The 22,088-nt window shown below is 50.5% G+C and carries 18 protein-coding genes and 1 pseudogene; 13 read left to right on the plus strand and 6 right to left on the minus strand.

What is annotated here, in order from left to right:
• Positions 1-10: 10 nt before the first annotated feature.
• From satP to ACLJXE_RS13230, 3 genes are all read right to left on the minus strand, one after another.
• Positions 11-577: an acetate uptake transporter gene (satP, locus tag ACLJXE_RS13220; protein WP_271449370.1), complete on the minus strand. Its 567-nt coding sequence runs from the start codon at positions 575-577 to the stop codon at positions 11-13.
• A gap of 149 nt (positions 578-726) precedes the next feature.
• Positions 727-1,440, minus strand: a complete 714-nt coding sequence (gene msyB / locus ACLJXE_RS13225; RefSeq protein WP_410751106.1) for an acidic protein MsyB — start codon at positions 1,438-1,440, stop codon at positions 727-729.
• Between the two features lie 26 nt (positions 1,441-1,466).
• A complete protein-coding gene (locus ACLJXE_RS13230; RefSeq protein ID WP_410751107.1) occupies positions 1,467-1,871 on the minus strand; it encodes a DUF2541 family protein in 405 nt (134 codons plus the stop codon).
• 383 nt (positions 1,872-2,254) lie between these two features.
• Between ACLJXE_RS13230 and dnaK the strand changes: the two genes are divergently transcribed.
• Both dnaK and dnaJ read left to right on the plus strand, forming a co-directional pair.
• Entirely contained in the window at positions 2,255-4,177 is a 1,923-nt protein-coding gene (dnaK, locus tag ACLJXE_RS13235; protein WP_286630704.1) for a molecular chaperone DnaK, read from the plus strand.
• An 85-nt stretch (positions 4,178-4,262) separates the two neighbouring features.
• A complete protein-coding gene (gene dnaJ, locus ACLJXE_RS13240; protein ID WP_271457035.1) occupies positions 4,263-5,396 on the plus strand; it encodes a molecular chaperone DnaJ in 1,134 nt (377 codons plus the stop codon).
• Positions 5,397-5,464: 68 nt separating this feature from the next.
• Here dnaJ and ACLJXE_RS13245 read toward each other — a convergent pair whose 3' ends face one another.
• Entirely contained in the window at positions 5,465-8,794 is a 3,330-nt protein-coding gene (locus tag ACLJXE_RS13245) for an AAA domain-containing protein (protein ID WP_410751108.1), read from the minus strand.
• Positions 8,795-9,043: 249 nt separating this feature from the next.
• Between ACLJXE_RS13245 and nhaA the strand changes: the two genes are divergently transcribed.
• On the plus strand, positions 9,044-10,210 hold the full coding sequence (gene nhaA / locus ACLJXE_RS13250; protein ID WP_410751109.1) for a Na+/H+ antiporter NhaA: 1,167 nt from the start codon (positions 9,044-9,046) through the stop codon (positions 10,208-10,210).
• Between the two features lie 38 nt (positions 10,211-10,248).
• A complete protein-coding gene (gene nhaR / locus ACLJXE_RS13255; RefSeq protein WP_410751110.1) occupies positions 10,249-11,148 on the plus strand; it encodes a transcriptional activator NhaR in 900 nt (299 codons plus the stop codon).
• 59 nt (positions 11,149-11,207) lie between these two features.
• Here the strand turns inward: nhaR and rpsT are convergent, their stop codons facing one another.
• A complete protein-coding gene (rpsT, locus tag ACLJXE_RS13260; RefSeq protein ID WP_003018940.1) occupies positions 11,208-11,471 on the minus strand; it encodes a 30S ribosomal protein S20 in 264 nt (87 codons plus the stop codon).
• Positions 11,472-11,576: 105 nt separating this feature from the next.
• On the opposite strand from rpsT, the pseudogene ACLJXE_RS13265 reads away from it, so the two are divergent.
• The 6 genes and pseudogenes from ACLJXE_RS13265 (at position 11,577) to ispH (ending at position 17,569) form a co-directional block, all read left to right on the plus strand.
• A pseudogene (locus ACLJXE_RS13265) lies at positions 11,577-11,792 on the plus strand (DUF2575 domain-containing protein).
• A 7-nt stretch (positions 11,793-11,799) separates the two neighbouring features.
• Entirely contained in the window at positions 11,800-12,738 is a 939-nt protein-coding gene (gene ribF / locus ACLJXE_RS13270; protein WP_410751111.1) for a bifunctional riboflavin kinase/FAD synthetase, read from the plus strand.
• 37 nt (positions 12,739-12,775) lie between these two features.
• Positions 12,776-15,592, plus strand: a complete 2,817-nt coding sequence (gene ileS / locus ACLJXE_RS13275) for an isoleucine--tRNA ligase (protein WP_410751112.1) — start codon at positions 12,776-12,778, stop codon at positions 15,590-15,592.
• Positions 15,592-16,089 (plus strand): signal peptidase II, encoded by a 498-nt coding sequence (gene lspA / locus ACLJXE_RS13280; RefSeq protein ID WP_410751113.1) that lies wholly within the window; start codon positions 15,592-15,594, stop codon positions 16,087-16,089. The genes ileS and lspA overlap by 1 nt, the downstream gene beginning before the upstream one ends.
• An 87-nt stretch (positions 16,090-16,176) precedes the next feature.
• On the plus strand, positions 16,177-16,626 hold the full coding sequence (gene fkpB / locus ACLJXE_RS13285; RefSeq protein WP_003018929.1) for an FKBP-type peptidyl-prolyl cis-trans isomerase: 450 nt from the start codon (positions 16,177-16,179) through the stop codon (positions 16,624-16,626).
• 1 nt (position 16,627) lies between these two features.
• The gene (gene ispH, locus ACLJXE_RS13290; RefSeq protein ID WP_410751114.1) at positions 16,628-17,569 is read left to right on the plus strand and encodes a 4-hydroxy-3-methylbut-2-enyl diphosphate reductase; all 942 of its coding nucleotides are present in this window, start codon (positions 16,628-16,630) and stop codon (positions 17,567-17,569) included.
• Positions 17,570-17,706: 137 nt separating this feature from the next.
• On the opposite strand, the gene ACLJXE_RS13295 is transcribed toward ispH, so the two are convergent.
• A complete protein-coding gene (locus ACLJXE_RS13295) occupies positions 17,707-18,303 on the minus strand; it encodes a hypothetical protein (protein ID WP_410751115.1) in 597 nt (198 codons plus the stop codon).
• A gap of 266 nt (positions 18,304-18,569) precedes the next feature.
• Between ACLJXE_RS13295 and rihC the strand changes: the two genes are divergently transcribed.
• From rihC to carA, 3 genes are all read left to right on the plus strand, one after another.
• Complete coding sequence (gene rihC, locus ACLJXE_RS13300) at positions 18,570-19,487, plus strand: ribonucleoside hydrolase RihC (RefSeq protein ID WP_410751116.1); 918 nt, start codon at positions 18,570-18,572, stop codon at positions 19,485-19,487.
• Between the two features lie 173 nt (positions 19,488-19,660).
• Positions 19,661-20,482: a 4-hydroxy-tetrahydrodipicolinate reductase gene (gene dapB / locus ACLJXE_RS13305; protein WP_271454648.1), complete on the plus strand. Its 822-nt coding sequence runs from the start codon at positions 19,661-19,663 to the stop codon at positions 20,480-20,482.
• Between the two features lie 454 nt (positions 20,483-20,936).
• Positions 20,937-22,085: a glutamine-hydrolyzing carbamoyl-phosphate synthase small subunit gene (gene carA, locus ACLJXE_RS13310; protein ID WP_410751117.1), complete on the plus strand. Its 1,149-nt coding sequence runs from the start codon at positions 20,937-20,939 to the stop codon at positions 22,083-22,085.
• Positions 22,086-22,088 lie beyond the last annotated feature (3 nt).

Genomic DNA, 22,088 nt, shown 5'->3' on the forward strand with positions numbered 1-22,088 from the left:
ATAACGTCGATTAGTGTGCTTCACCAATCGGCAGGATGGTACGACCAAACTGTTCGTTCAGTACTTCACCCATCGCCAGGTAAATGGCGCTTGCGCCACACACCAAGCCAATCCAACCTGCAACGTGGATAATGGCTTCGTTACCGACTATGTTGCCAACAGCCAGCAGCGCGAACAGCACCGTCAGGCTCAGGAAAACAAACTGTAATGCACGGGCGGCTTTCAATGTTCCGAAGAACATGAACAGAGTGAACACACCCCACAGGCCCAGGTATACGCCCAGGAACTGACCATTTGTCGCATCTGCCAGGCCCATTTTCGGCATGATCAGGATCGCAACCAGTGTCAGCCAGAAAGAGCCATAGGAGGTAAAGGCGGTTAAACCAAAGGTATTGCCTTTTTTATATTCCAGCAGGCCGGCAAAAATTTGCGCGATACCGCCGTAGAAAATTCCCATCGCCAGAATAATAACATCAAAGGCGAAGAAACCCGCGTTGTGCAGGTTAAGCAGAATGGTGGTCATGCCAAAGCCCATCAGGCCCAGCGGTGCCGGATTAGCCAACTTAGTGTTGCCCATAATTCCTCAAAATCATCATTGATTGAATGGTGAAATAGTTTCCCCGAATAACGATCACAGCCTTCGGGGCGCGGCATGATAATCAGGGGAGAGAGGACTGTCTATGATCTAATAAGGGGAAAATGAATTATTTTCCCCTGTGACGAGCATCACGCTTGTGAGGTGTTGATTATTCGGCGCAGGCAGGCGATTTGCAGCACGGCCGGAATGGTGACCCGATAGGCACTTCCACTCACGGCTTTTACTCCGTTTAAGGCTGCACCCACTGGGCCTCCAGTCCCTGCGCCGCGCAGGAGTCCGTGTCCGATGACGCTGACAGCCGCGTGCGTACGCAGAATCCGGGATAACTGGCCGGAGAGCAGGTGAGACACTCCTTTCGCCAGATTTCGATCTTTCATTAATAGCGGCAACAGTTCTTCCAGCCCGGAGACTTTTGCATCGACCGCCTGCAGAAATTCTTGCTTGTGCTCAGCATCCATTTTTTGCCAGGTATTTCGCAAAAAATGTTCCAGCAGATATTGTTCAATTTCGAACGTAGACATCTCTTTATCGGCTTTGAGCTTTAGCCGCTTTGAGACATCCAACAAAATCGCCCGGTATAATTTCCCGTGTCCGCGCAATTTGTTGGCAATACTGTCACCGCCGTAATGTTGAAGCTCGCCAGCGATTAATTGCCAGTTGCGACGGTGCTGCTCCGGGTGTCCTTCCATCGATTTAAACAATTCGTTATGACTCAGAACGCTCGACAGACGGGCTTTCCCTTTTTCGTTGTGGGTCAGTAAACGGGTAATGTCGGCGAGTTGCTCCTCACTACAATGCTGGAGAAAAGCGAGATCGTCGTCATTCAAATACGTGACATTCATACTGAGCTCTACTTATGCAGGAGGGATTAGTCGTCGCCAATGATTTTCAACGTCGCCATATCAGACGAGTTTACCGACTGACCAGAGAAGGTCATTTTGGAGACACAGCGTTTGTTGTCGTTGTCGCTATTAATATTGATCCAATTGGTGGTCTGCCCCTCTTTAATAGATGAAGGGACATTCAGGCTTTGACTGGACATGCGTGCAGCTTTGAAATAAACAGATGCGCCGTTCAGGTGAATATCGCCACGGTCAGCGGTAAGCTGGATGCGCTTCACTACGCGACAAACGGGGATTTTTAGTGCCAGATCGTTGGTTTCATTTCTGGGCATCGCAATCATACCGAGAACTTTATGATCATTAGCGTGCGCGGCGCTGCTCAGTAGAAGACCCGCCAACAGGCTGGCGGGAAGCGTTAATGCGGCTTTCATGGTGTTTCTCTTTGACGGATTCAAAAATGTATTCGTTGCCGCCATCTTAACGCTGCCAGAAAAACGATTCATTCCTGTAATCTTTTCTTTTTATTGCAATTTTTTGATGAATAACTGATTTTTTATTATTGGATTTATGAATGAGTTTTGAGTGGTGATTATTCACAATTGCACGTTTCACCCGTTTTTCCCTCATTTTATTGCCACGACGCTAAAAAAAATTTTCATGCCCCCCTTGATGACGTGGGTTACGACCCCATCTTGTAGACAACCGCAGTGGTGAGTCTGAAAAAAAACGATTCAGGGTAGTTGAAACCGCACGTTTCGCCCTTATTACAGATTCACAACCACATGATGACCGAATTTTTAGTGGAGACGTTTAGATGGGTAAAATTATTGGTATCGACCTGGGTACTACCAACTCTTGTGTAGCGATTATGGATGGCACTACTGCACGTGTGCTGGAGAACGCCGAGGGCGATCGCACCACGCCTTCTATCATTGCTTATACCCAGGATGGTGAAACTCTGGTTGGTCAGCCGGCTAAACGTCAGGCAGTGACAAACCCGCAAAACACCCTGTTTGCGATTAAACGCCTGATTGGCCGCCGCTTCCAGGACGAAGAAGTACAGCGTGATGAAGCCATCATGCCGTACAAAATCATCGGTGCTGACAACGGTGATGCATGGATTGATGTAAAAGGTCAGAAAATGGCACCGCCGCAGATTTCTGCTGAAGTGCTGAAAAAAATGAAGAAAACCGCTGAAGATTACCTGGGTGAACCGGTAACTGAAGCCGTTATCACCGTTCCTGCATACTTTAACGATGCTCAGCGTCAGGCAACCAAAGACGCTGGCCGTATTGCAGGTCTGGAAGTAAAACGTATCATTAACGAACCAACCGCAGCAGCACTGGCCTACGGTCTGGATAAAGAAGTCGGCAACCGTACTATCGCGGTCTATGACCTCGGTGGTGGTACTTTCGATATCTCTATTATCGAAATTGATGAAGTTGACGGCGAAAAAACCTTCGAAGTTCTGGCAACCAACGGTGATACCCACCTGGGTGGCGAAGACTTCGACAGCCGTATGATCAACTATCTGGTTGACGAATTTAAGAAAGATCAGGGCATTGACCTGCGTAACGACCCGCTGGCGATGCAGCGCCTGAAAGAAGCCGCTGAGAAAGCGAAGATTGAGCTGTCTTCCGCTCAGCAGACCGACGTGAACCTGCCGTACATTACTGCAGACGCGACTGGTCCGAAACACATGAACATCAAAGTGACCCGTGCGAAACTGGAAAGCCTGGTAGAAGACCTGGTGAACCGTTCTATCGAGCCGCTGAAAGTTGCTCTGCAGGATGCTGGTCTGTCTGTTTCTGACGTTCAGGATGTAATCCTGGTTGGTGGTCAGACTCGTATGCCAATGGTTCAGAAGAAAGTTGCTGAGTTCTTCGGTAAAGAACCACGTAAAGACGTTAACCCGGACGAAGCTGTGGCAATCGGTGCTGCTGTTCAGGGTGGTGTATTGACCGGTGATGTGAAAGACGTACTGCTGCTGGACGTTACCCCGCTGTCTCTGGGTATCGAAACCATGGGCGGCGTGATGACCGCACTGATCGCGAAAAACACCACCATCCCGACCAAGCACAGCCAGGTGTTCTCTACCGCTGAAGACAACCAGTCTGCGGTAACCATCCACGTGCTGCAGGGTGAACGTAAACGTGCTGCTGATAACAAAGATCTGGGTCAGTTTAACCTGGATGGTATCAGCCCGGCACCGCGCGGTATGCCGCAGATCGAAGTGACCTTCGACATCGATGCCGACGGTATCCTGCACGTTTCCGCGAAAGATAAAAACAGCGGTAAAGAGCAGAAGATCACCATCAAGGCTTCTTCTGGTCTGAACGAAGAAGAAATTCAGAAAATGGTTCGCGAAGCAGAAGCGAACGCGGAATCTGACCGTAAGTTCGAAGAACTGGTTCAGACTCGCAACCAGGGCGACCATCTGCTGCACAGCACGCGTAAGCAGGTTGAAGAAGCCGGCGATAAACTGCCAGCTGACGACAAAACTGCCATCGAGTCTGCATTGACCGCGCTGGAAGCTTCTCTGAAAGGCGAAGACAAAGCGGATATCGAAGCGAAAATGCAGGCACTGGCGCAGGTTTCCCAGAAGCTGATGGAAATCGCTCAGCAGCAACACGCACAGCAGCAAGCGGGTGCAGCAGGCGCTGATGCTTCTGCAAACAACGCGAAAGATGACGACGTTGTCGACGCTGAGTTTGAAGAAGTGAAAGACAAAAAATAATCGCCCTTTGATTGGGTAATTACTGACACGGGCGAAGAGGTTTCCTCTCCGCCCGTTCATGCATGTTAAGGGCAGATAAAAAGAGATGGCTAAGCAAGACTATTACGAGATTTTGGGCGTTTCCAAAACAGCGGAAGAGCGTGAAATCAAAAAGGCCTACAAGCGCCTGGCCATGAAATTTCACCCGGACCGCAACCAGGGTGATAAAGAGGCCGAAGCAAAATTCAAAGAGATCAAAGAAGCCTATGAGATCCTGACTGATGCGCAAAAACGTGCGGCTTACGATCAGTACGGCCATGCTGCATTTGAGCAAGGCGGTATGGGCGGCGGCGGCGGTTTTGGCGGCGGGGCTGACTTCAGCGATATCTTTGGTGACGTGTTTGGCGATATTTTTGGCGGCGGTCGTGGTCGTCAGCGCGCCTCACGTGGTGCTGATTTACGTTACAACATGGATCTCACTCTGGAAGAAGCCGTGCGTGGCGTCACCAAAGAGATCCGTATTCCTACGCTGGAAGAGTGTGACGTTTGCCACGGTAGCGGTGCGAAGTCAGGCACTCAGCCGCAGACTTGTCCAACCTGTCATGGTTCTGGTCAGGTGCAGATGCGTCAGGGCTTTTTCGCCGTACAGCAGACCTGTCCACACTGTCAGGGCCGCGGTACGCTGATCAAAGATCCGTGCAACAAATGCCACGGTCATGGTCGCGTAGAGAAAAGCAAAACGCTGTCCGTTAAGATCCCGGCAGGTGTTGATACCGGTGACCGCATCCGCTTAGCGGGTGAAGGTGAAGCGGGTGAGCATGGCGCGCCGGCAGGTGATTTGTATGTTCAGGTGCAGGTGAAACAGCACCCCATCTTCGAACGTGAAGGCAATAACCTGTACTGTGAAGTGCCGATTAACTTTGCGATGGCAGCCCTGGGCGGCGAGATTGAAGTCCCGACGCTGGACGGCCGCGTGAAGTTAAAAATTCCGGGTGAAACGCAGACCGGCAAACTGTTCCGTATGCGTGGTAAAGGCGTTAAATCTGTTCGCGGCGGTGCACAGGGCGATCTGCTGTGCCGTGTGGTTGTTGAAACCCCGGTGGGTCTCAACGACAAGCAGAAACAACTGCTGAAAGATCTGCAGGACAGCTTTGGTGGTCCAACGGGTGAACAAAACAGCCCGCGTTCAAAAAGTTTCTTCGACGGCGTGAAGAAATTCTTTGACGATTTGACGCGCTAATCTTACTGCCGTATATGATAAAAAGCCTGAGATTGGAAAATCTCAGGCTTTTATTTTTGGTTTGGCTCTCACTGCCACTCCAGGCTTACCTGTTTAACAATGATATTTGTCTCTGCTTTCTCCGGTAAGGTATGTGCAACACTTTCAAATCCGGGTAATGTCTTCCATACCAAAGGATCGCCAATAACAAAAATGTGTTTTTTGGCCCGGGTAAGGGCAACGTTCAGAAGATTAGGTTTGCTCGAAGCCCATTCTGCGCCGCCGCGATTGTGTACATCACATCCGAGAACAAAAATAACGATGTCGTTTTCTTTCCCCTGAAATGTATGGACTGTACCAACACAGCTTTTTTGCCACTCTTTAATTTCTTTATGTTTTAGTCGCGGTGAGTATTGTTGCCAGCTGGCCAGCTCTCTTTGTTCAATCAGTTCCAACAACGCATATTTAACAGCCTTGAATGGGGTAATAACGTAAATAGACCCCAGCTCTATATTTTCCACGAGTAGACGGTCCAGCAGGGTAATCAGGCTTTGACCGTGACTATCTCGGTACTGCTTGTCTCCCAGACCTCCTCTTGAAACCAACCAGTGGTTTTCAAGTTCGCCATTGACAAGGCGACTGCAGATTTTGTCTGTATCAAGTCCGTGAATCATCCGGTTATTGTATGCCAGTTTATTAGCAATACTGAACATGGGTTCGATACAACGGCGATGTACCCATAAAGGGATACCAATCCAGATGTTATTGTTCATCATCTCTAATTTGCAGCCCCAATGATTGACGCGATCGGCAACCTGTTGGACTGAGAGCTTTTCTGGATTCCACTTTTCAGCATGCTCGTGTAAGAGGTCCTGACAAAGGTGTCTAACCAGTGATGGAGAGGTGGTGAATACAGGCTCAATCTGTAACGGATCGCCCACAACGAGTACGCGTCTGGCGCGCCAGATAGCGCCGACGGCCTGTTGAGGTGATGCCTGACCAGCTTCATCGATCATTACCCAGCCAAGCTCACCGCCTTTTACGCCATGCAGCATACGTCCCACTGAGGCAAAGGTGGTCGAGAGTACCGGGACAAACATGCATAACGTTTGCCACCAGGGGAGTGGCCTGGGCTCAAGATGAGGGGAATTTAAAAAGTTCCTCAGGCGGAGAAGGAACATTTCTCTAAAGCGATCAACGCTCCCCATTGCCTCGTAAAGCCAGGCTTGATGAAGATCCATCGCAGCCATAAACAACAGTGAGCGTTGGCGGTTGATCTGAGCGTTTTGCCAGAATGCAGTGCGCTGTAAGCCAGCATTATCGATGGATTTATGGCTATCAGGTAGAGCTATTCCTGAAAACTTATCCTTCAGGCCCTGCAATTTTTGTTCTATTTCCTCGTGCTGCTGGGCAATCCTGTCTATTTCTTGCTGTAAGCGGCGTTTTTGGGCGTCTGCCTCATTCAGTTGTTTACGCTGTTCAGCAACGTGCTGTGTTTTTTGTATCAATGATGCGCTAAGCGTTAAAAGATGCTGTTGTGTGTTACGTAATGACGTCTGGTAAGTCTGTACCTTTTTACGATTGAGCAAACGAGTCAGCAGGCCAGGAGCATCGGCTTCCTCTATTTTTTGCTGTTGCCTGGCATGCTGAACCTGTTTTTCAATTACGTCCCGCTCAGCTTCAAGTTCCTTAAGTGCGCTAAGCCGTTCTTCACATCGCACTGCCGCTTTTGCCAAGTCCGAAGACAAAACATCAGATGAACAGTCTGGTTTTTTTGCCAGCAGTCCGGCAAATTCTGCTAACTGTTTTTGCAGTTCTTCTGTTGTTTTCAGGCAGTGAATGAAATGCAGCTTTGCTGCGGTGAAAGAGAGTTTATTGTGGCAAGACTTCCAGCGCCAAAGGCTGAGAAAGTTCTCGTTGTCCGGTCTGGCCATTTCGACTGACGTATCGCGTAAAAAATGCTCATCAAACAGCAATCTCTGGGCGAATTTTGTACGATTTGCTTTTCTTCCAAGAGCTGATGAAATTAATCCCCAACACTGTTTTTCTGTCTCAAGAGGACGAAAGAGATGGTAATTACGCTCAGTTCCTTTTCCATCTTTATCTCTTTTATGCGCAGATTTGGGCAGGGATTTTGCTGCAACTTGATTTGCGGTCGGCGACAAATAGTCAAGAGAACGAAATTCTTCGGCCAGTGATTTCTTTTGCGGTAATTCGTTAGAGATATTTTCTACGGCTGCATTATTGGATGAGGCCACAAGCATTTCGAAACCGGTCAGTTCCGGGACGATAAAGCCTTCATGGGTAAACGTATCTTCTACATTGCTGAAGCCCGCAAGGACTCTCGCTCGTTCAACGACATTATGCGCAACTAAATCACGCAGCAACGTCGTTTTTCCTGTTCCCGGAGGCCCATTTACGGAGAGTAATCCACCTTCAGCAAGCTCTTCTACCGCCGTATTAATTGCAAACTGCTGCATTAATGACATCGCGTGCTCTGGCTCTGAAGGCCAACGTCCCAGAGGCATTTTGGTCGGATGCAGCTTATCGATAATGGCTGTTAGTCCTTCCTGAGAATAGAGATCCGGGTTTCTGTGAACACGGTGAGTGAGGTAAGTATTGAGTGTTCGACATCGAGTGTCTTCCAGTGATGACATTGCATCTTCAATATCCTCAAAAAAGAAGCTATTTAAAATGGGAAGTACTAGTGCCTTTTCATTGTCGCTTATGAGGTCTTCCGTTTCGCTAGTTTCTTCTTGTTCCGCGTCCTGGCTCTCGCTGTTGCTATTAAACCAGTCAATTTGTACGGCATATTGCCATTCTGGTGCAAAGTCCGCCCATGATGTTAAATGAGTGTTGAGCAGCGTGAGAATATCACTCGCGCGCAATACGCCAGGGCCTTTTTCCCTGACGGGCTCTAACGTAACGCAGAAATCAATGAAGGTATCGGCAAGATGCATACAATCGACCGCGAAGACTGATGAGTCGAGTTTGTGGAATTGACGTTTTTTTAGATGGCCCAACGCCCAGGGTAGCGAACTTACCGACAGTTTATCTCTTGCGGGAACCCCTTCTCCGTTCAACTGCATCTTAGCAAAACAGGTTGTCCCTTCCTGATCCAGGCGCTGTTCGCATTCGTCGTCATTATCCTCATTTGGTCCAAGAACCTCCTCACTGAGACTGCTGACGATGCTTTTCTCGAATAGCCCCACGTGAACAATAAATGATGCCTTGAGTGGAATGTCATATTGCTGGCGCAATTTCTCTGAATGCCACGGAAGTGAAGTATCACCTAATGTAATGAGTTTTTTTAGCGGAATAAGCAGGCTTTTATCTTTTCTTTCAAGCGTATAAGGCTGAAAAAATTCTATACGTTGCCAGGTTCTCAATATTTCTTGCGGGCGAGGTGTCGAGTCCATCTTAGCTCTTTGATTATTATCCCAATATATCAATGAATACGAGAATACTCTGATCCAGGAATTTTTGTAGGCCTGAGTGGAGGATATCATTCTCTCTGGCGGGAATAGCCCCTGCAGACCATCTTGATGACTGCTGAGATTTTTGCTCGGAAAAACCGATCTTTTCATCATGAATAATCTAATATTAACGATGAATTATGCGGAGTAAGATAGTAATTACGAAGTATTCACCCAATAGAGAGAATAAAAGTGAAACATCTACATCGTTTTTTTAGTAGCGATGCCTCGGGAGGCATTATTCTGATTATCGCTGCGGTAGTAGCAATGTTGATGGCCAATATCGGCATAAGCAGTGGATGGTACCACGACTTTCTGGAGACGCCGGTTCAACTGCGGGTTGGTGCGCTTGAGATCAATAAAAATATGCTGCTGTGGATCAACGATGCCTTAATGGCGGTGTTTTTCCTGCTGATCGGTCTGGAAGTGAAGCGTGAACTGATGCAGGGATCGCTCGCCAGTCTGCGGCAGGCGGCGTTTCCGATCATTGCGGCGATTGGTGGCATGATTGTCCCGGCGTTGCTGTATCTGGCATTTAACTATGCCGATCCCGTCACTCGTGAAGGGTGGGCTATCCCGGCGGCAACGGATATCGCTTTTGCGTTAGGCGTGCTGGCGCTGCTGGGTAGTCGCGTTCCGCTGGCACTGAAAATCTTCCTGATGGCGCTGGCGATTATCGACGATCTTGGCGCTATCGTGATTATCGCGCTGTTCTATACCAGCGATCTGTCACTGCTTTCGCTGGGAGTTGCCGCGTTCGCTATTGTCATTTTGGCGGCGTTGAATATGTGCGGTGTCAGACGTACCGGTATTTATATCCTGGTTGGCGTAGTGTTGTGGACAGCAGTGCTGAAGTCAGGCGTGCATGCGACGCTGGCGGGTGTAATTGTTGGTTTCTTCATCCCGTTGAAGGAAAAGCATGGCCGTTCTCCGGCGAAACGTCTGGAGCACGTCCTGCATCCGTGGGTGGCTTACCTGATCCTGCCACTGTTCGCTTTTGCTAATGCAGGTGTTTCGCTGCAGGGCGTTACGCTGGACGGGCTGACCTCCATCCTGCCGCTGGGGATTATTGCCGGCCTGCTTATTGGTAAGCCGCTGGGGATCAGCCTGTTCTGCTGGCTCGCATTACGTCTCAAGGTGGCGCAGTTGCCCGAAGGCACGAATTTCCAGCAAATTATGGCGGTGGGTATTCTGTGCGGTATTGGTTTCACCATGTCGATTTTCATTGCCAGCCTGGCGTTTGGTAACGTCGATCCTGAGCTGATTAACTGGGCAAAACTGGGGATCCTGATTGGTTCTCTGTTGTCGGCGGTTATCGGTTATGGCTGGTTACGCACTCGATTGAACGTGTCAGCCTGATCGGCTGACACTTTTGTGACAATTTTCAGGGAGAGAGTATGTCTCATATCAATTACAACCACCTGTATTACTTCTGGCATGTGTATAAGGAAGGTTCGGTGGTTGGTGCAGCGGAAGCACTTTATCTGACGCCACAGACCATTACCGGGCAGATTAAAGCGCTTGAGGAACGCTTACAGGGAAAATTGTTCAAGCGTAAGGGGCGCGGACTGGAGCCCAGTGAGCTGGGCGAATTAGTCTTTCGCTATGCGGATAAAATGTTCACGTTAAGTCAAGAGATGCTGGATATCGTGAACTATCGCAAAGAGTCTAATTTATTGTTCGATGTCGGTGTGGCGGATGCGTTGTCTAAACAGCTGGTCAGCAGTGTGTTGGATGCCGCTGTGGTTGAAGATGAACAAATCCATCTGCGCTGCTTTGAATCTACGCACGAGATGCTGCTGGAACAGCTCAGTCAGCACAAACTCGATATGATTATCTCAGATTGTCCGATTGATTCGACGCAGCAGGAAGGTCTGTTCTCGGTGAAAATAGGCGAGTGCTGTGTCAGTTTTTGGTGCACGAACCCATTGCCTGAGAAGCCATTTCCGGCCTGTCTTGAAGAGCGGCGATTGCTGATTCCAGGCCGTCGTTCAATGCTGGGGCGTAAGCTGCTGAACTGGATTAATTCTCAGGGACTGAATGTTGAAATCCTCGGGGAGTTTGATGATGCCGCATTGATGAAAGCCTTCGGTGCCACGCACAATGCCATTTTCGTTGCACCAACGCTCTATTCGAACAATTTCTATGCCGATGATTCGATTGTGGAGATTGGACGTGTGGAGAATGTGATGGAGGAATACCATGCCATTTTTGCGGAGAGAATGATCCAGCACCCGGCGGTGCAGCGTATTTGCAATGCGGACTATTCCGCGCTTTTTACGCCAGCGAGCAAATAAGCAGACATAAAAAAACCCGCTTGCGCGGGTTTTTTCACAAAGCGACAACAAGCAGGCGATTAAGCCAGTTTGTTGATCTGTGCAGTCAGGTTTGCTTTATGACGTGCAGCTTTGTTTTTGTGGATCAGACCTTTAGCAGCCTGACGATCCACGATTGGTTGCATTTCGTTAAATGCTTTCAGTGCAGTAGCTTTGTCGCCAGCTTCGATAGCTGCGTATACTTTCTTGATGAAAGTACGCATCATAGAGCGACGGCTAGCGTTGTGCTTGCGGGCCTTTTCAGACTGAACGGCGCGCTTCTTAGCTGATTTGATATTAGCCAAGGTCCAACTCCCAAATGTGTTCTATATGGACAATTCAAAGGCCGAGGAATATGCCCTTTTAGCCTTCTTTTGTCAATGGATTTGTGCAAATAAGCGCCGTTTAAATTGCAGCACTCGTTGCGTAGTGATGGCGCAGGATTCTACCAGCTTGCGTGCTGTGAATACAGCTTTTCGACGAGAAAAATTGAATTGGTTTACCTGTGAAGGGCATCAATTTGTTTCATAACAATGAAAACAATCTTCTTTCTGTTTCGAGGAAACAATCGCCGGTTAACCTTGACCGCTGTACAGGGTATACTTTCACGATTTTCACTGTTTTGAGCCAGACATGAAGCTGATACGAGGCATACATAATCTCAGTCAGGCCCCGCATGGGTGTGTGCTGACTATTGGTAATTTCGACGGCGTGCACCGTGGCCACCGTGCCTTGTTGCAGGGCTTGCAGGAAGAAGGGCGCAAACGCGGTCTGCCAGTGATGGTGATGATTTTCGAGCCACAGCCGCTGGAACTGTTTGCGACGGATAAGTCACCTGCGCGACTTACCCGCCTGCGGGAAAAACTGCGTTATCTGGCGGAGTGCGGCGTGGATTACGTGCTATGCGTGCGTTTTGACAGGCGTTTCGCCGCATTAACGGCACAGACCTTTATCAGCGACCTGCTGGTGAAGCGCCTTGGTGTACAATTTCTTGCCGTGGGTGATGATTTCCGCTTTGGCGCTAGCCGCGCGGGCGATTTCTTGTTATTACAGGAAGCTGGCGCTGAGTACGGTTTTGATATCACCAGTACCCAGACCTTCTGTGAAGGCGGTGTGCGGATCAGTAGCACCGCGGTGCGTCAGGCGCTGGCAGACGATAACCTGCAACTGGCCGAAAGTTTGCTTGGACACCCTTTTACCATTTCAGGACGCGTCGTACACGGCGATGAACTGGGGCGAACTATCGGTTTCCCGACGGCAAATTTACCGCTGCGTCGCCAGGTTTCCCCAGTGAAAGGGGTATATGCGGTTGAAGTGATGGGATTGGGTAAAAAGCCTTTTCCCGGCGTCGCTAACATTGGCACCCGCCCGACGGTCGCCGGTGTGCGCCAGCAGTTGGAAGTGCATCTACTGGATGTTGCAATGGACCTCTACGGTCGCCATATAGATGTAGTACTGCGTAAAAAGATACGCAACGAACAGCGATTTGCTTCGCTGGATGAACTAAAAGCGCAGATTGCGCGTGATGAGTTGACTGCCCGCGATTTTTTTGGGCTAACAAAACCGGCTTAATGCCTATACGAGTTTTAAATACGGAACCGAGAATCTGATGAGTGACTATAAATCAACCCTGAATTTGCCGGAAACAGGGTTCCCGATGCGCGGCGATCTCGCCAAGCGTGAACCGGGAATGCTGGCGCGTTGGACTGATGATGATCTGTACGGCATCATTCGTGCGGCCAAAAAAGGCAAAAAAACCTTCATTCTGCATGATGGCCCTCCTTATGCGAATGGCAGCATTCATATTGGTCACTCGGTTAACAAGATTCTGAAAGACATTATCGTGAAGTCCAAAGGGCTCACGGGTTATGACTCGCCTTACGTTCCGGGCTGGGACTGCCACGGTCTGCCTATCGAGCTGAAAGTGGAGCAGGAATACGGTAAACCCGGTGAGAAGTTCACCGCTGCGGAGTTCCGTGCTAAGTGCCGCGAATATGCTGCAACGCAGGTTGACGGTCAGCGTAAAGACTTTATTCGTCTTGGCGTGCTGGGCGACTGGTCGCATCCGTATCTGACTATGGACTTCAAAACTGAAGCCAACATCATTCGTGCGCTGGGTAAAATCATCGGTAACGGCCACTTGCATAAAGGCGCGAAACCTGTGCACTGGTGCGTTGACTGCCGTTCTGCGCTGGCGGAAGCGGAAGTTGAGTATTATGACAAAACGTCTCCATCTATCGACGTTGCGTTCCATGCGGCCGACCCAGATGCAGTAAAAGCAAAATTTGGCGTTTCTGATGTCAACGGCCCGATCTCTCTGGTTATCTGGACCACCACCCCGTGGACGTTACCAGCGAACCGCGCGATCTCTCTGGCACCTGACTTTGACTATGCGCTGGTACAGATGGACGGCCAGGCGGTAATTCTGGCAAAAGATCTGGTTGAAAGCGTAATGCAACGTATTGGCGCGGCTGAATACACTATCCTTGGCACCGTAAAAGGCGCTGAGCTGGAACTGCTGCGCTTTACCCATCCGTTTATGGGCTTTGACGTGCCGGCTATCCTTGGCGATCACGTGACGCTTGATGCCGGTACCGGTGCGGTGCATACCGCCGGCGGCCACGGCCCGGATGACTACGTCATCAGCCAGAAATACGGTCTGGAAATCGCTAACCCGGTTGGCCCGGACGGCGCATACCTGGCGGGCACTTACCCGGAGCTCGACGGTGTGAACGTCTTTAAAGCGAACGATAAAATCGTTGCGCTGCTGAGCGAAAAAGGCGCACTGCTGCACGTTGAGAAGATGCAGCACAGCTATCCATGCTGCTGGCGTCACAAGTCTCCGATCATCTTCCGTGCGACTCCGCAGTGGTTCGTCAGCATGGATCAGAAAGGCTTGCGTGCGCAGTCGCTGAAAGAGATCAAAGGCGTGCAGTGGATCCCAGACTGGGGCCAGGCGCGTATTGAATCGATGGTTGCTAACCGCCCTGACTGGTGTATCTCCCGTCAGCGTACGTGGGGCGTGCCGATGTCTCTGTTTGTCCACAAAGACACAGAAGAGCTGCACCCGCGCGCTATCGAACTGATGGAAGAAGTGGCCAAACGTGTTGAAGTTGACGGTATCCAGGCGTGGTGGGATCTCGATCCGAAAGATATCCTCGGTGATGAAGCCGATCAGTACGTCAAAGTCCCGGATACGCTGGACGTGTGGTTTGACTCCGGTTCAACCCATTCTTCTGTCGTTGACGTGCGTCCTGAGTTTGCAGGGCATGCGGCAGATATGTATCTGGAAGGCTCTGACCAGCACCGTGGCTGGTTCATGTCGTCTCTGATGATCTCCACCGCCATGAAAGGCAAAGCGCCTTACCGCCAGGTACTGACCCACGGCTTCACCGTCGACGGTCAGGGCCGCAAGATGTCCAAATCTATCGGTAACACCGTTTCTCCGCAGGATGTGATGAACAAACTGGGCGCGGATATTCTGCGCCTGTGGGTGGCATCGACCGACTATACCGGTGAGATGGCGGTTTCCGATGAAATTCTGAAACGTGCCGCTGACAGCTATCGTCGTATCCGTAACACCGCGCGCTTCCTGCTGGCGAACCTGAACGGGTTCGATCCGGTTAAAGACATGGTGAAACCGGAAGAGATGGTGGTACTGGACAGGTGGGCTGTAGGTTGTGCGCAAGCGGCTCAGGAAGAGATCCTGAAAGCTTATGAAGCCTATGACTTCCACGAAGTGGTACAGCGCCTGATGCGCTTCTGCTCCGTAGAAATGGGCTCGTTCTACCTTGATATCATCAAAGATCGCCAGTACACCGCCAAAGCGGATAGCGTGGCGCGTCGTAGCTGCCAGACTGCGCTGTTCCATATCGCCGAAGCGCTGGTGCGCTGGATGGCGCCGATCATGTCCTTCACCGCAGATGAAATCTGGGGTTACCTGCCGGGCGATCGCGAGAAGTATGTCTTCACCGGTGAGTGGTACCAGGGTCTGTTTGGTCTGGCCGATACCGAAGCGATGAACGATACCTTCTGGAACGAGCTGCTGAAAGTGCGTGGCGAAGTGAACAAGGTTATCGAGCAGGCGCGTGCGGATAAGAAAGTGGGTGGATCTCTGGAAGCGGCAGTGACCCTGTACGCTGAACCTGAACTGGCTGCCAAACTGACCGCGCTGGGCGAAGAATTGCGCTTTGTCTTGCTGACCTCTGGCGCAGTGGTTGCGGATTATGCCGCGGCACCGGCGGATGCTCAGCAAAGTGAACTGCTCAAAGGGCTGAAAATCGTCCTGAGCAAAGCCGAAGGCGAGAAATGCCCGCGTTGCTGGCATTACACCACCGACGTCGGCCAGGTGGCGGAACATGCAGATATCTGCGGACGCTGTGTCAGCAACATCGCCGGTGATGGCGAACAACGTAAGTTTGCCTGATGAGTAAGCCTCTTTGTTCAACAGGGCTACGCTGGCTGTGGCTGGTGGTAGCCGTGCTGATTATCGATTTGGGCAGCAAATACCTGATCCTCCAGAATTTTGCTCTGGGGGATACGGTGTCGCTGTTCCCGTCGCTTAATCTGCACTATGCGCGTAACTATGGTGCGGCGTTTAGCTTCCTGGCTGACAGCGGTGGCTGGCAACGTTGGTTCTTTGCTGGTATCGCCATCGGTATCTGCGTCATTCTGGCGGTGATGATGTATCGCTCGAAGGCGACACAGAAGCTGAACAACATCGCGTATGCGTTAATCATTGGCGGTGCATTGGGTAACCTGTTTGACCGCCTGTGGCACGGCTTCGTGGTTGATATGATTGACTTTTACGTCGGTGACTGGCATTTCGCGACCTTCAACCTGGCCGATACAGCGATTTGTATCGGTGCGGCGTTGATTGTGCTGGAAGGCTTCTTACCGTCGAAAGAGCAAAAAGCCGCATAAAAAATACCGGATGGGGCGTTTACGCCTTATCCGGCCTACAGTTTTATCGACCTTTTCGCCTTCGGGCACACTATGTGAGCAACCTGCATGTCTAAATCAGTACAGAGTAACAGTGCGGTGCTGGTGCACTTCACCTTAAAGCTCGACGATGGCTCCACCGCAGAGTCAACCCGCAATAACGGCAAGCCTGCGCTGTTTCGCCTGGGCGATGGTTCTCTGTCTGAAGGACTGGAGCAACACCTGCTGGGGTTAAAAGAGGGCGATAAAACCACGTTTGCTCTGGAGCCGGACGCTGCTTTTGGCGTATCAAGCCCGGACCTCATTCAGTATTTCTCGCGTCGGGAGTTTATGGACGCGGGTGAGCCAGAAATTGGCGCAATCATGCTCTTTACCGCAATGGACGGCAGTGAGATGCCTGGTGTTATCCGCGAAATCAACGGTGATTCGATCACGGTTGACTTCAACCATCCGCTGGCCGGGCATACCGTTCATTTTGATATTGAAGTGCTGGAAGTCGAACCGGCGCTGGAGGCATAAAATGCAGATCCTGTTGGCTAACCCGCGTGGTTTCTGCGCAGGCGTAGACCGCGCTATCAGCATTGTGGAAAACGCGCTGGCTATTTACGGCGCGCCAATTTATGTCCGTCATGAGGTGGTACATAACCGCTACGTGGTGGATAGCCTGCGCGAACGCGGCGCGATTTTTATCGAGCAAATCAGTGAGGTGCCGGACGGCGCGATCCTGATTTTCTCCGCCCACGGCGTGTCTCAGGCTGTGCGTAACGAAGCTAAAGGCCGCGATCTCACGGTCTTTGATGCGACCTGTCCGTTGGTGACGAAAGTGCATATGGAAGTCGCGCGCGCCAGCCGTCGTGGCGAAGAGTCGATCCTGATTGGCCACGCCGGACACCCGGAAGTAGAAGGCACGATGGGCCAGTACAGCAACCCGCAAGGGGGCATGTACCTGGTTGAATCACCGGATGATGTGTGGACGCTGGACGTTAAAAACGAAGCGAAGCTGTCGTTTATGACCCAGACCACGCTTTCCGTGGACGATACCTCTGATGTCATTGACGCACTGCGTAACCGTTTCCCGAAAATTGTCGGGCCACGCAAAGACGATATCTGCTATGCCACCACTAACCGTCAGGAAGCGGTGCGTGCGCTGGCGGAACAGGCGGATGTGGTTCTGGTGGTCGGCTCGAAAAACTCCTCTAACTCCAACCGTCTGGCCGAACTGGCTCAGCGTATGGGCAAAGCTGCATACCTGATCGACGATGCCACTGATATCCAGGAATTGTGGGTGAAAGACGCGGCATGTGTCGGCGTGACCGCTGGCGCTTCTGCTCCGGATATTCTGGTGCAGAACGTGATTACTCGTCTGCAGGAGTTGGGCGGTGGAGAGGCTATCCCGCTTGAAGGACGCGAAGAGAACATTGTTTTCGAAGTGCCTAAAGAGCTGCGTGTGGATGTGAAATAAAATCATTATCCCCTTGCGACGTTCCAACTGTTTCAAGGGGATTAACGAGTTAATCTACAGTTTTAAGACAAAGCTAAATCATTGGTAGCATCTACCGATTTGCAATAGTCCCCGAATGCTTCTTTTATGCTCTGATCCTATACTACGGGAGCCTCGTTCTTGTTTCCTCCCCAGACAGCAAGCGTCTCGACGGCCATGGTGATGGCAGAGGAGTGAAATTCCTTCAGTATTCCCCCTTCAACTTCTTGCTCGCCTCCAGCATTCAGCGTTTTGCCAAATGTAACGAGGATATTTTTAACTGTTTTTTGATCATCAGTACCTAGAGTGCTTATTTTATTTTTTAGACCCTCGATGAAGGCTCCGGGACTGTTTTCACTAAGCGTAAAACAAGCTTTTTCGCTCAGGGCTTTTTTAAGTATTGCTCCTGTTCCAGGGACAAGGTGATCGGCACTGAGTTCTTTGGTAATGTTTTTTTTACTACCTAGTGTTGCGCTATTTTGTGCGGTCCTAAACTCACCATTGATGCTTATATGCTTGTCCGCCGTTGCATGACCAACCAGAGCCTGGATTTGTTTACATCCATTATTGATTGATTCGTTAAACCTGGCATCGGCCCCGGCGTTGTTATTTGCCCCCCTAAAGTGCGCAGTAAAATGATTTCTCACTGAACGCCCTGCATCCTTTATATGTTCGCCGATGGTGCGTAAATTGATTGTATGTCCATGAATTTGCATAATATTATTAATCACCTTTAACGATTATCTGCGATAGTAAAAGGCTATCCCTGTGGCATAGGGCAGAAATACCAAAAAGTGCTCCTGTATTCTCATTTCTTTACGATCTAAGAACTCGCAGAAAAGCGAGATATCAGATCTAATGGAAGATAAGACACGTAGCGAGCGTACTGGTGGTGTGGACATGAAATATGTAGCTAAATCATCTGTATAAGTGCTATGCATTAGCCAGAAAAACTGAGTGAAAACTGGAGAGAGAGTTAATTATGGAGCCCATACGTATTATTCTTGATACCGATCCTGGCATTGATGATGCCGCTGCCATTGCCGCCGCGCTGTTTGCCCCGGAGCTGGATCTGCAACTGATGACCACAGTCGCGGGCAATGTTTCGGTGGAAAAAACCACCCGCAATGCGTTGCAGTTGCTGCACTTCTGGAATGCGGATATTCCGCTGGCGCAGGGAGCCTCCATGCCGCTGGTGCGACCGCTGCGTGACGCGGCTTCTGTGCACGGTGAGTCCGGTATGGCAGGGTATGAGTTTGTCGAACACCGTCGCCAACCGATGGCAAAACCCGCCTTCCAGGCTATTCGCGACGCGCTGATGCATGCCCCGCAGCCTGTTACGCTGGTGGCGATTGGCCCCCTGACGAATATTGCGTTGCTGCTGATCCATTATCCTGAATGCGTATTCAATATTCACCGTCTGGTGATTATGGGCGGCTCTGCCGGGCGCGGAAACTTCACGCCAAACGCGGAATTTAACATTGCTATTGACCCGGAAGCGGCAGCGAAAGTATTCCAGAGTGGGCTGGAGATTGTAATGTGCGGGCTGGACGTGACCAACCAGGCCATGCTTGCGCCGGATTATCTGGCGACGTTACCAGGACTTAATCAGACCGGAAAAATGCTGCATGCGCTGTTCAGTCATTACCGTAGCGGTAGCATGAATACGGGACTCCGTATGCATGACCTCTGTGCGATTGCCTGGCTGGTGCGCCCGGATCTCTTTACGCTCAAGCCCTGTTTTGTCGCCGTTGAAACGCAGGGGGAATATACCTCTGGTACAACGGTCGTAGATATCGAAGGGCGGCTGGGGCAACCCGCTAATGCCCAGGTGGCGCTGGGGCTGGATGTCGAGGGGTTCCAGCAGTGGGTGGCACACGTTTTGGCACTGGCCCCCTGATTTCCACGTTATATAACGATATGACGCTGCTTATTCCGTGGCGTCATGCCTTTTACTGATATCTTTCCCTGTTTATCATTAAATTCTAATTATCGACGTTTTCGGCTGGCGGCGCAGCGATACGCTGGTTAATCTGAAAACGATTTACGTAAAATTAACAAAAGAGAATAGCTATGCATGATGCACAAATCCGCGTTGCCATCGCGGGAGCCGGAGGACGCATGGGGCGTCAGTTGATTCAGGCCACGCTGGGTATGGATGGCGTACAGCTTGGTGCGGCGCTGGAACGTGAAGGCTCTTCCTTACTGGGTAGCGATGCCGGGGAACTGGCGGGCGCAGGAAAGACGGGCGTAACTGTGCAAAGCAGCCTTGAAGCGATAAAAGATGATTTTGACGTTTTTATCGATTTTACCCGTCCGGAAGGTACGCTGACACATCTGGCGTTTTGTCGCCAGCACGGCAAAGGCATGGTAATTGGTACCACTGGTTTTGATGATGCGGGAAAACAGGCTATTCACGATGCTGCACAGGATATTGGCATCGTCTTCGCCGCTAACTTTAGCGTCGGCGTTAACGTCATGCTGAAGCTGCTGGAGAAAGCCGCGAAAGTGATGGGTGACTATACCGACATTGAAATTATTGAAGCTCACCACCGCCATAAAGTGGATGCGCCGTCTGGTACCGCGCTGGCGATGGGGGAGGCGATAGCCGGGGCACTGGATAAAGATTTAAAAGACTGTGCCGTCTATGCGCGTGAAGGTTATACCGGTGAACGTGTGCCGGGCACTATCGGTTTTGCTACGGTGCGTGCGGGAGATATCGTTGGAGAACATACCGCGATGTTTGCTGATATCGGTGAGCGCATCGAGATTACGCATAAAGCCTCCAGTCGTATGACATTCGCTAACGGTGCAGTGAGATCGGCAGTTTGGCTGAAATCTAAATCAAATGGTCTTTTTGATATGCGAGACGTGCTTGATTTACGCAATTTATAAGGTTTACCACCCTTCGTGATGTGGTTATTGTAGTCGTAATTGTTTGATTACATGGGGCAATATTTTATTGCCCTTTATTTTGTCTATTTAAAGTTAGTTTTGAGCTGAGTGCCTTATTTTTATATGTTTTCGTGTTATTTTGTGTGAGTAAAATGTGAATTTTGACCGTTTGGTCTACTTTTTATCTCTTGCTTCTGAAATTTGATACTCTTCCTGCTCCGCAAGCGTTTTCCACTCAAAGTTAGTTGATCTTTTTGATGCCTGGAGGCGAGTTAATTCATCAATGGCGCAAAATAATAATAAAAATTGTCCTTTTGGGTAGACTTTTACGTGGGCAATCTCTAGAATGCCGCCGTTTGCCAGAAATCCATAGGTAAGCAAATTTGCATTGATTCATGGTGTGTTAATGAATTAATATGCAAATAAAGTGAGTGAATATTCTCTGGAGGGTGTTTTGATTAAGTCAGCGCTATTGGTTCTGGAAGACGGAACCCAGTTTCACGGTCGGGCCATAGGGGCAACAGGTTCGGCGGTTGGGGAAGTCGTTTTCAATACTTCAATGACCGGTTATCAAGAAATCCTCACTGATCCTTCCTATTCCCGCCAAATCGTCACTCTTACTTATCCTCATATCGGTAATGTCGGTACCAATGAAGCCGATGCAGAATCTTCTCAGGTACATGCGCAAGGTCTGGTCATTCGCGACCTGCCGCTGATTGCCAGCAACTTCCGCGATACTGAAGACCTTTCTTCTTACCTGAAGCGCCATAACATCGTGGCGATTGCCGATATCGATACCCGTAAGCTGACGCGCCTGCTGCGTGAAAAGGGCGCACAGAACGGCTGCATTATTGCGGGTGACAACCCGGATGCGGCACTGGCGCTGGAAAAAGCCAAAGCATTTCCGGGCCTGAACGGTATGGATCTGGCGAAAGAAGTGACCACTGCGGAGCCGTATCACTGGACGCAGGGCAGCTGGACGCTGGCAGGTGACTTACCGGAAGCAAAATCTGCTGATGAACTCCCGTTCCACGTCGTGGCTTACGATTTTGGTGCCAAGCGCAACATTCTGCGTATGTTAGCGGATCGCGGCTGCCGCCTGACGGTAGTACCGGCGCAGACCTCTGCAGAAGAGGTCCTCAAGATGAATCCGGACGGTGTTTTCCTGTCCAACGGCCCTGGCGACCCGGCCCCGTGCGATTACGCGATTACTGCGATTCAGAAATTCCTCGAAACCGATATTCCGGTATTTGGCATCTGCCTCGGCCATCAACTGCTGGCGCTGGCGAGCGGCGCAAAAACCATCAAGATGAAGTTTGGCCACCACGGCGGCAACCATCCGGTGAAAGATATTGATAACAATACCGTGATGATCACCGCGCAGAACCACGGTTTTGCAGTGGATGAAGCCTCCATGCCTGCCAATCTACGCGTGACGCATAAGTCGCTGTTTGATGGCACCCTGCAGGGGATTCATCGTACCGACAAACCGGCGTTCAGCTTCCAGGGACACCCGGAGGCGAGCCCAGGTCCGCACGACGCTGCGCCGTTGTTTGACCACTTTATCGAGCTTATTGAGCAATACCGTCAGTCCGCGAAATAATCA

Source organism: Citrobacter sp. U14242 (assembly GCF_046555775.1).
Classification (GTDB): domain Bacteria; phylum Pseudomonadota; class Gammaproteobacteria; order Enterobacterales; family Enterobacteriaceae; genus Citrobacter.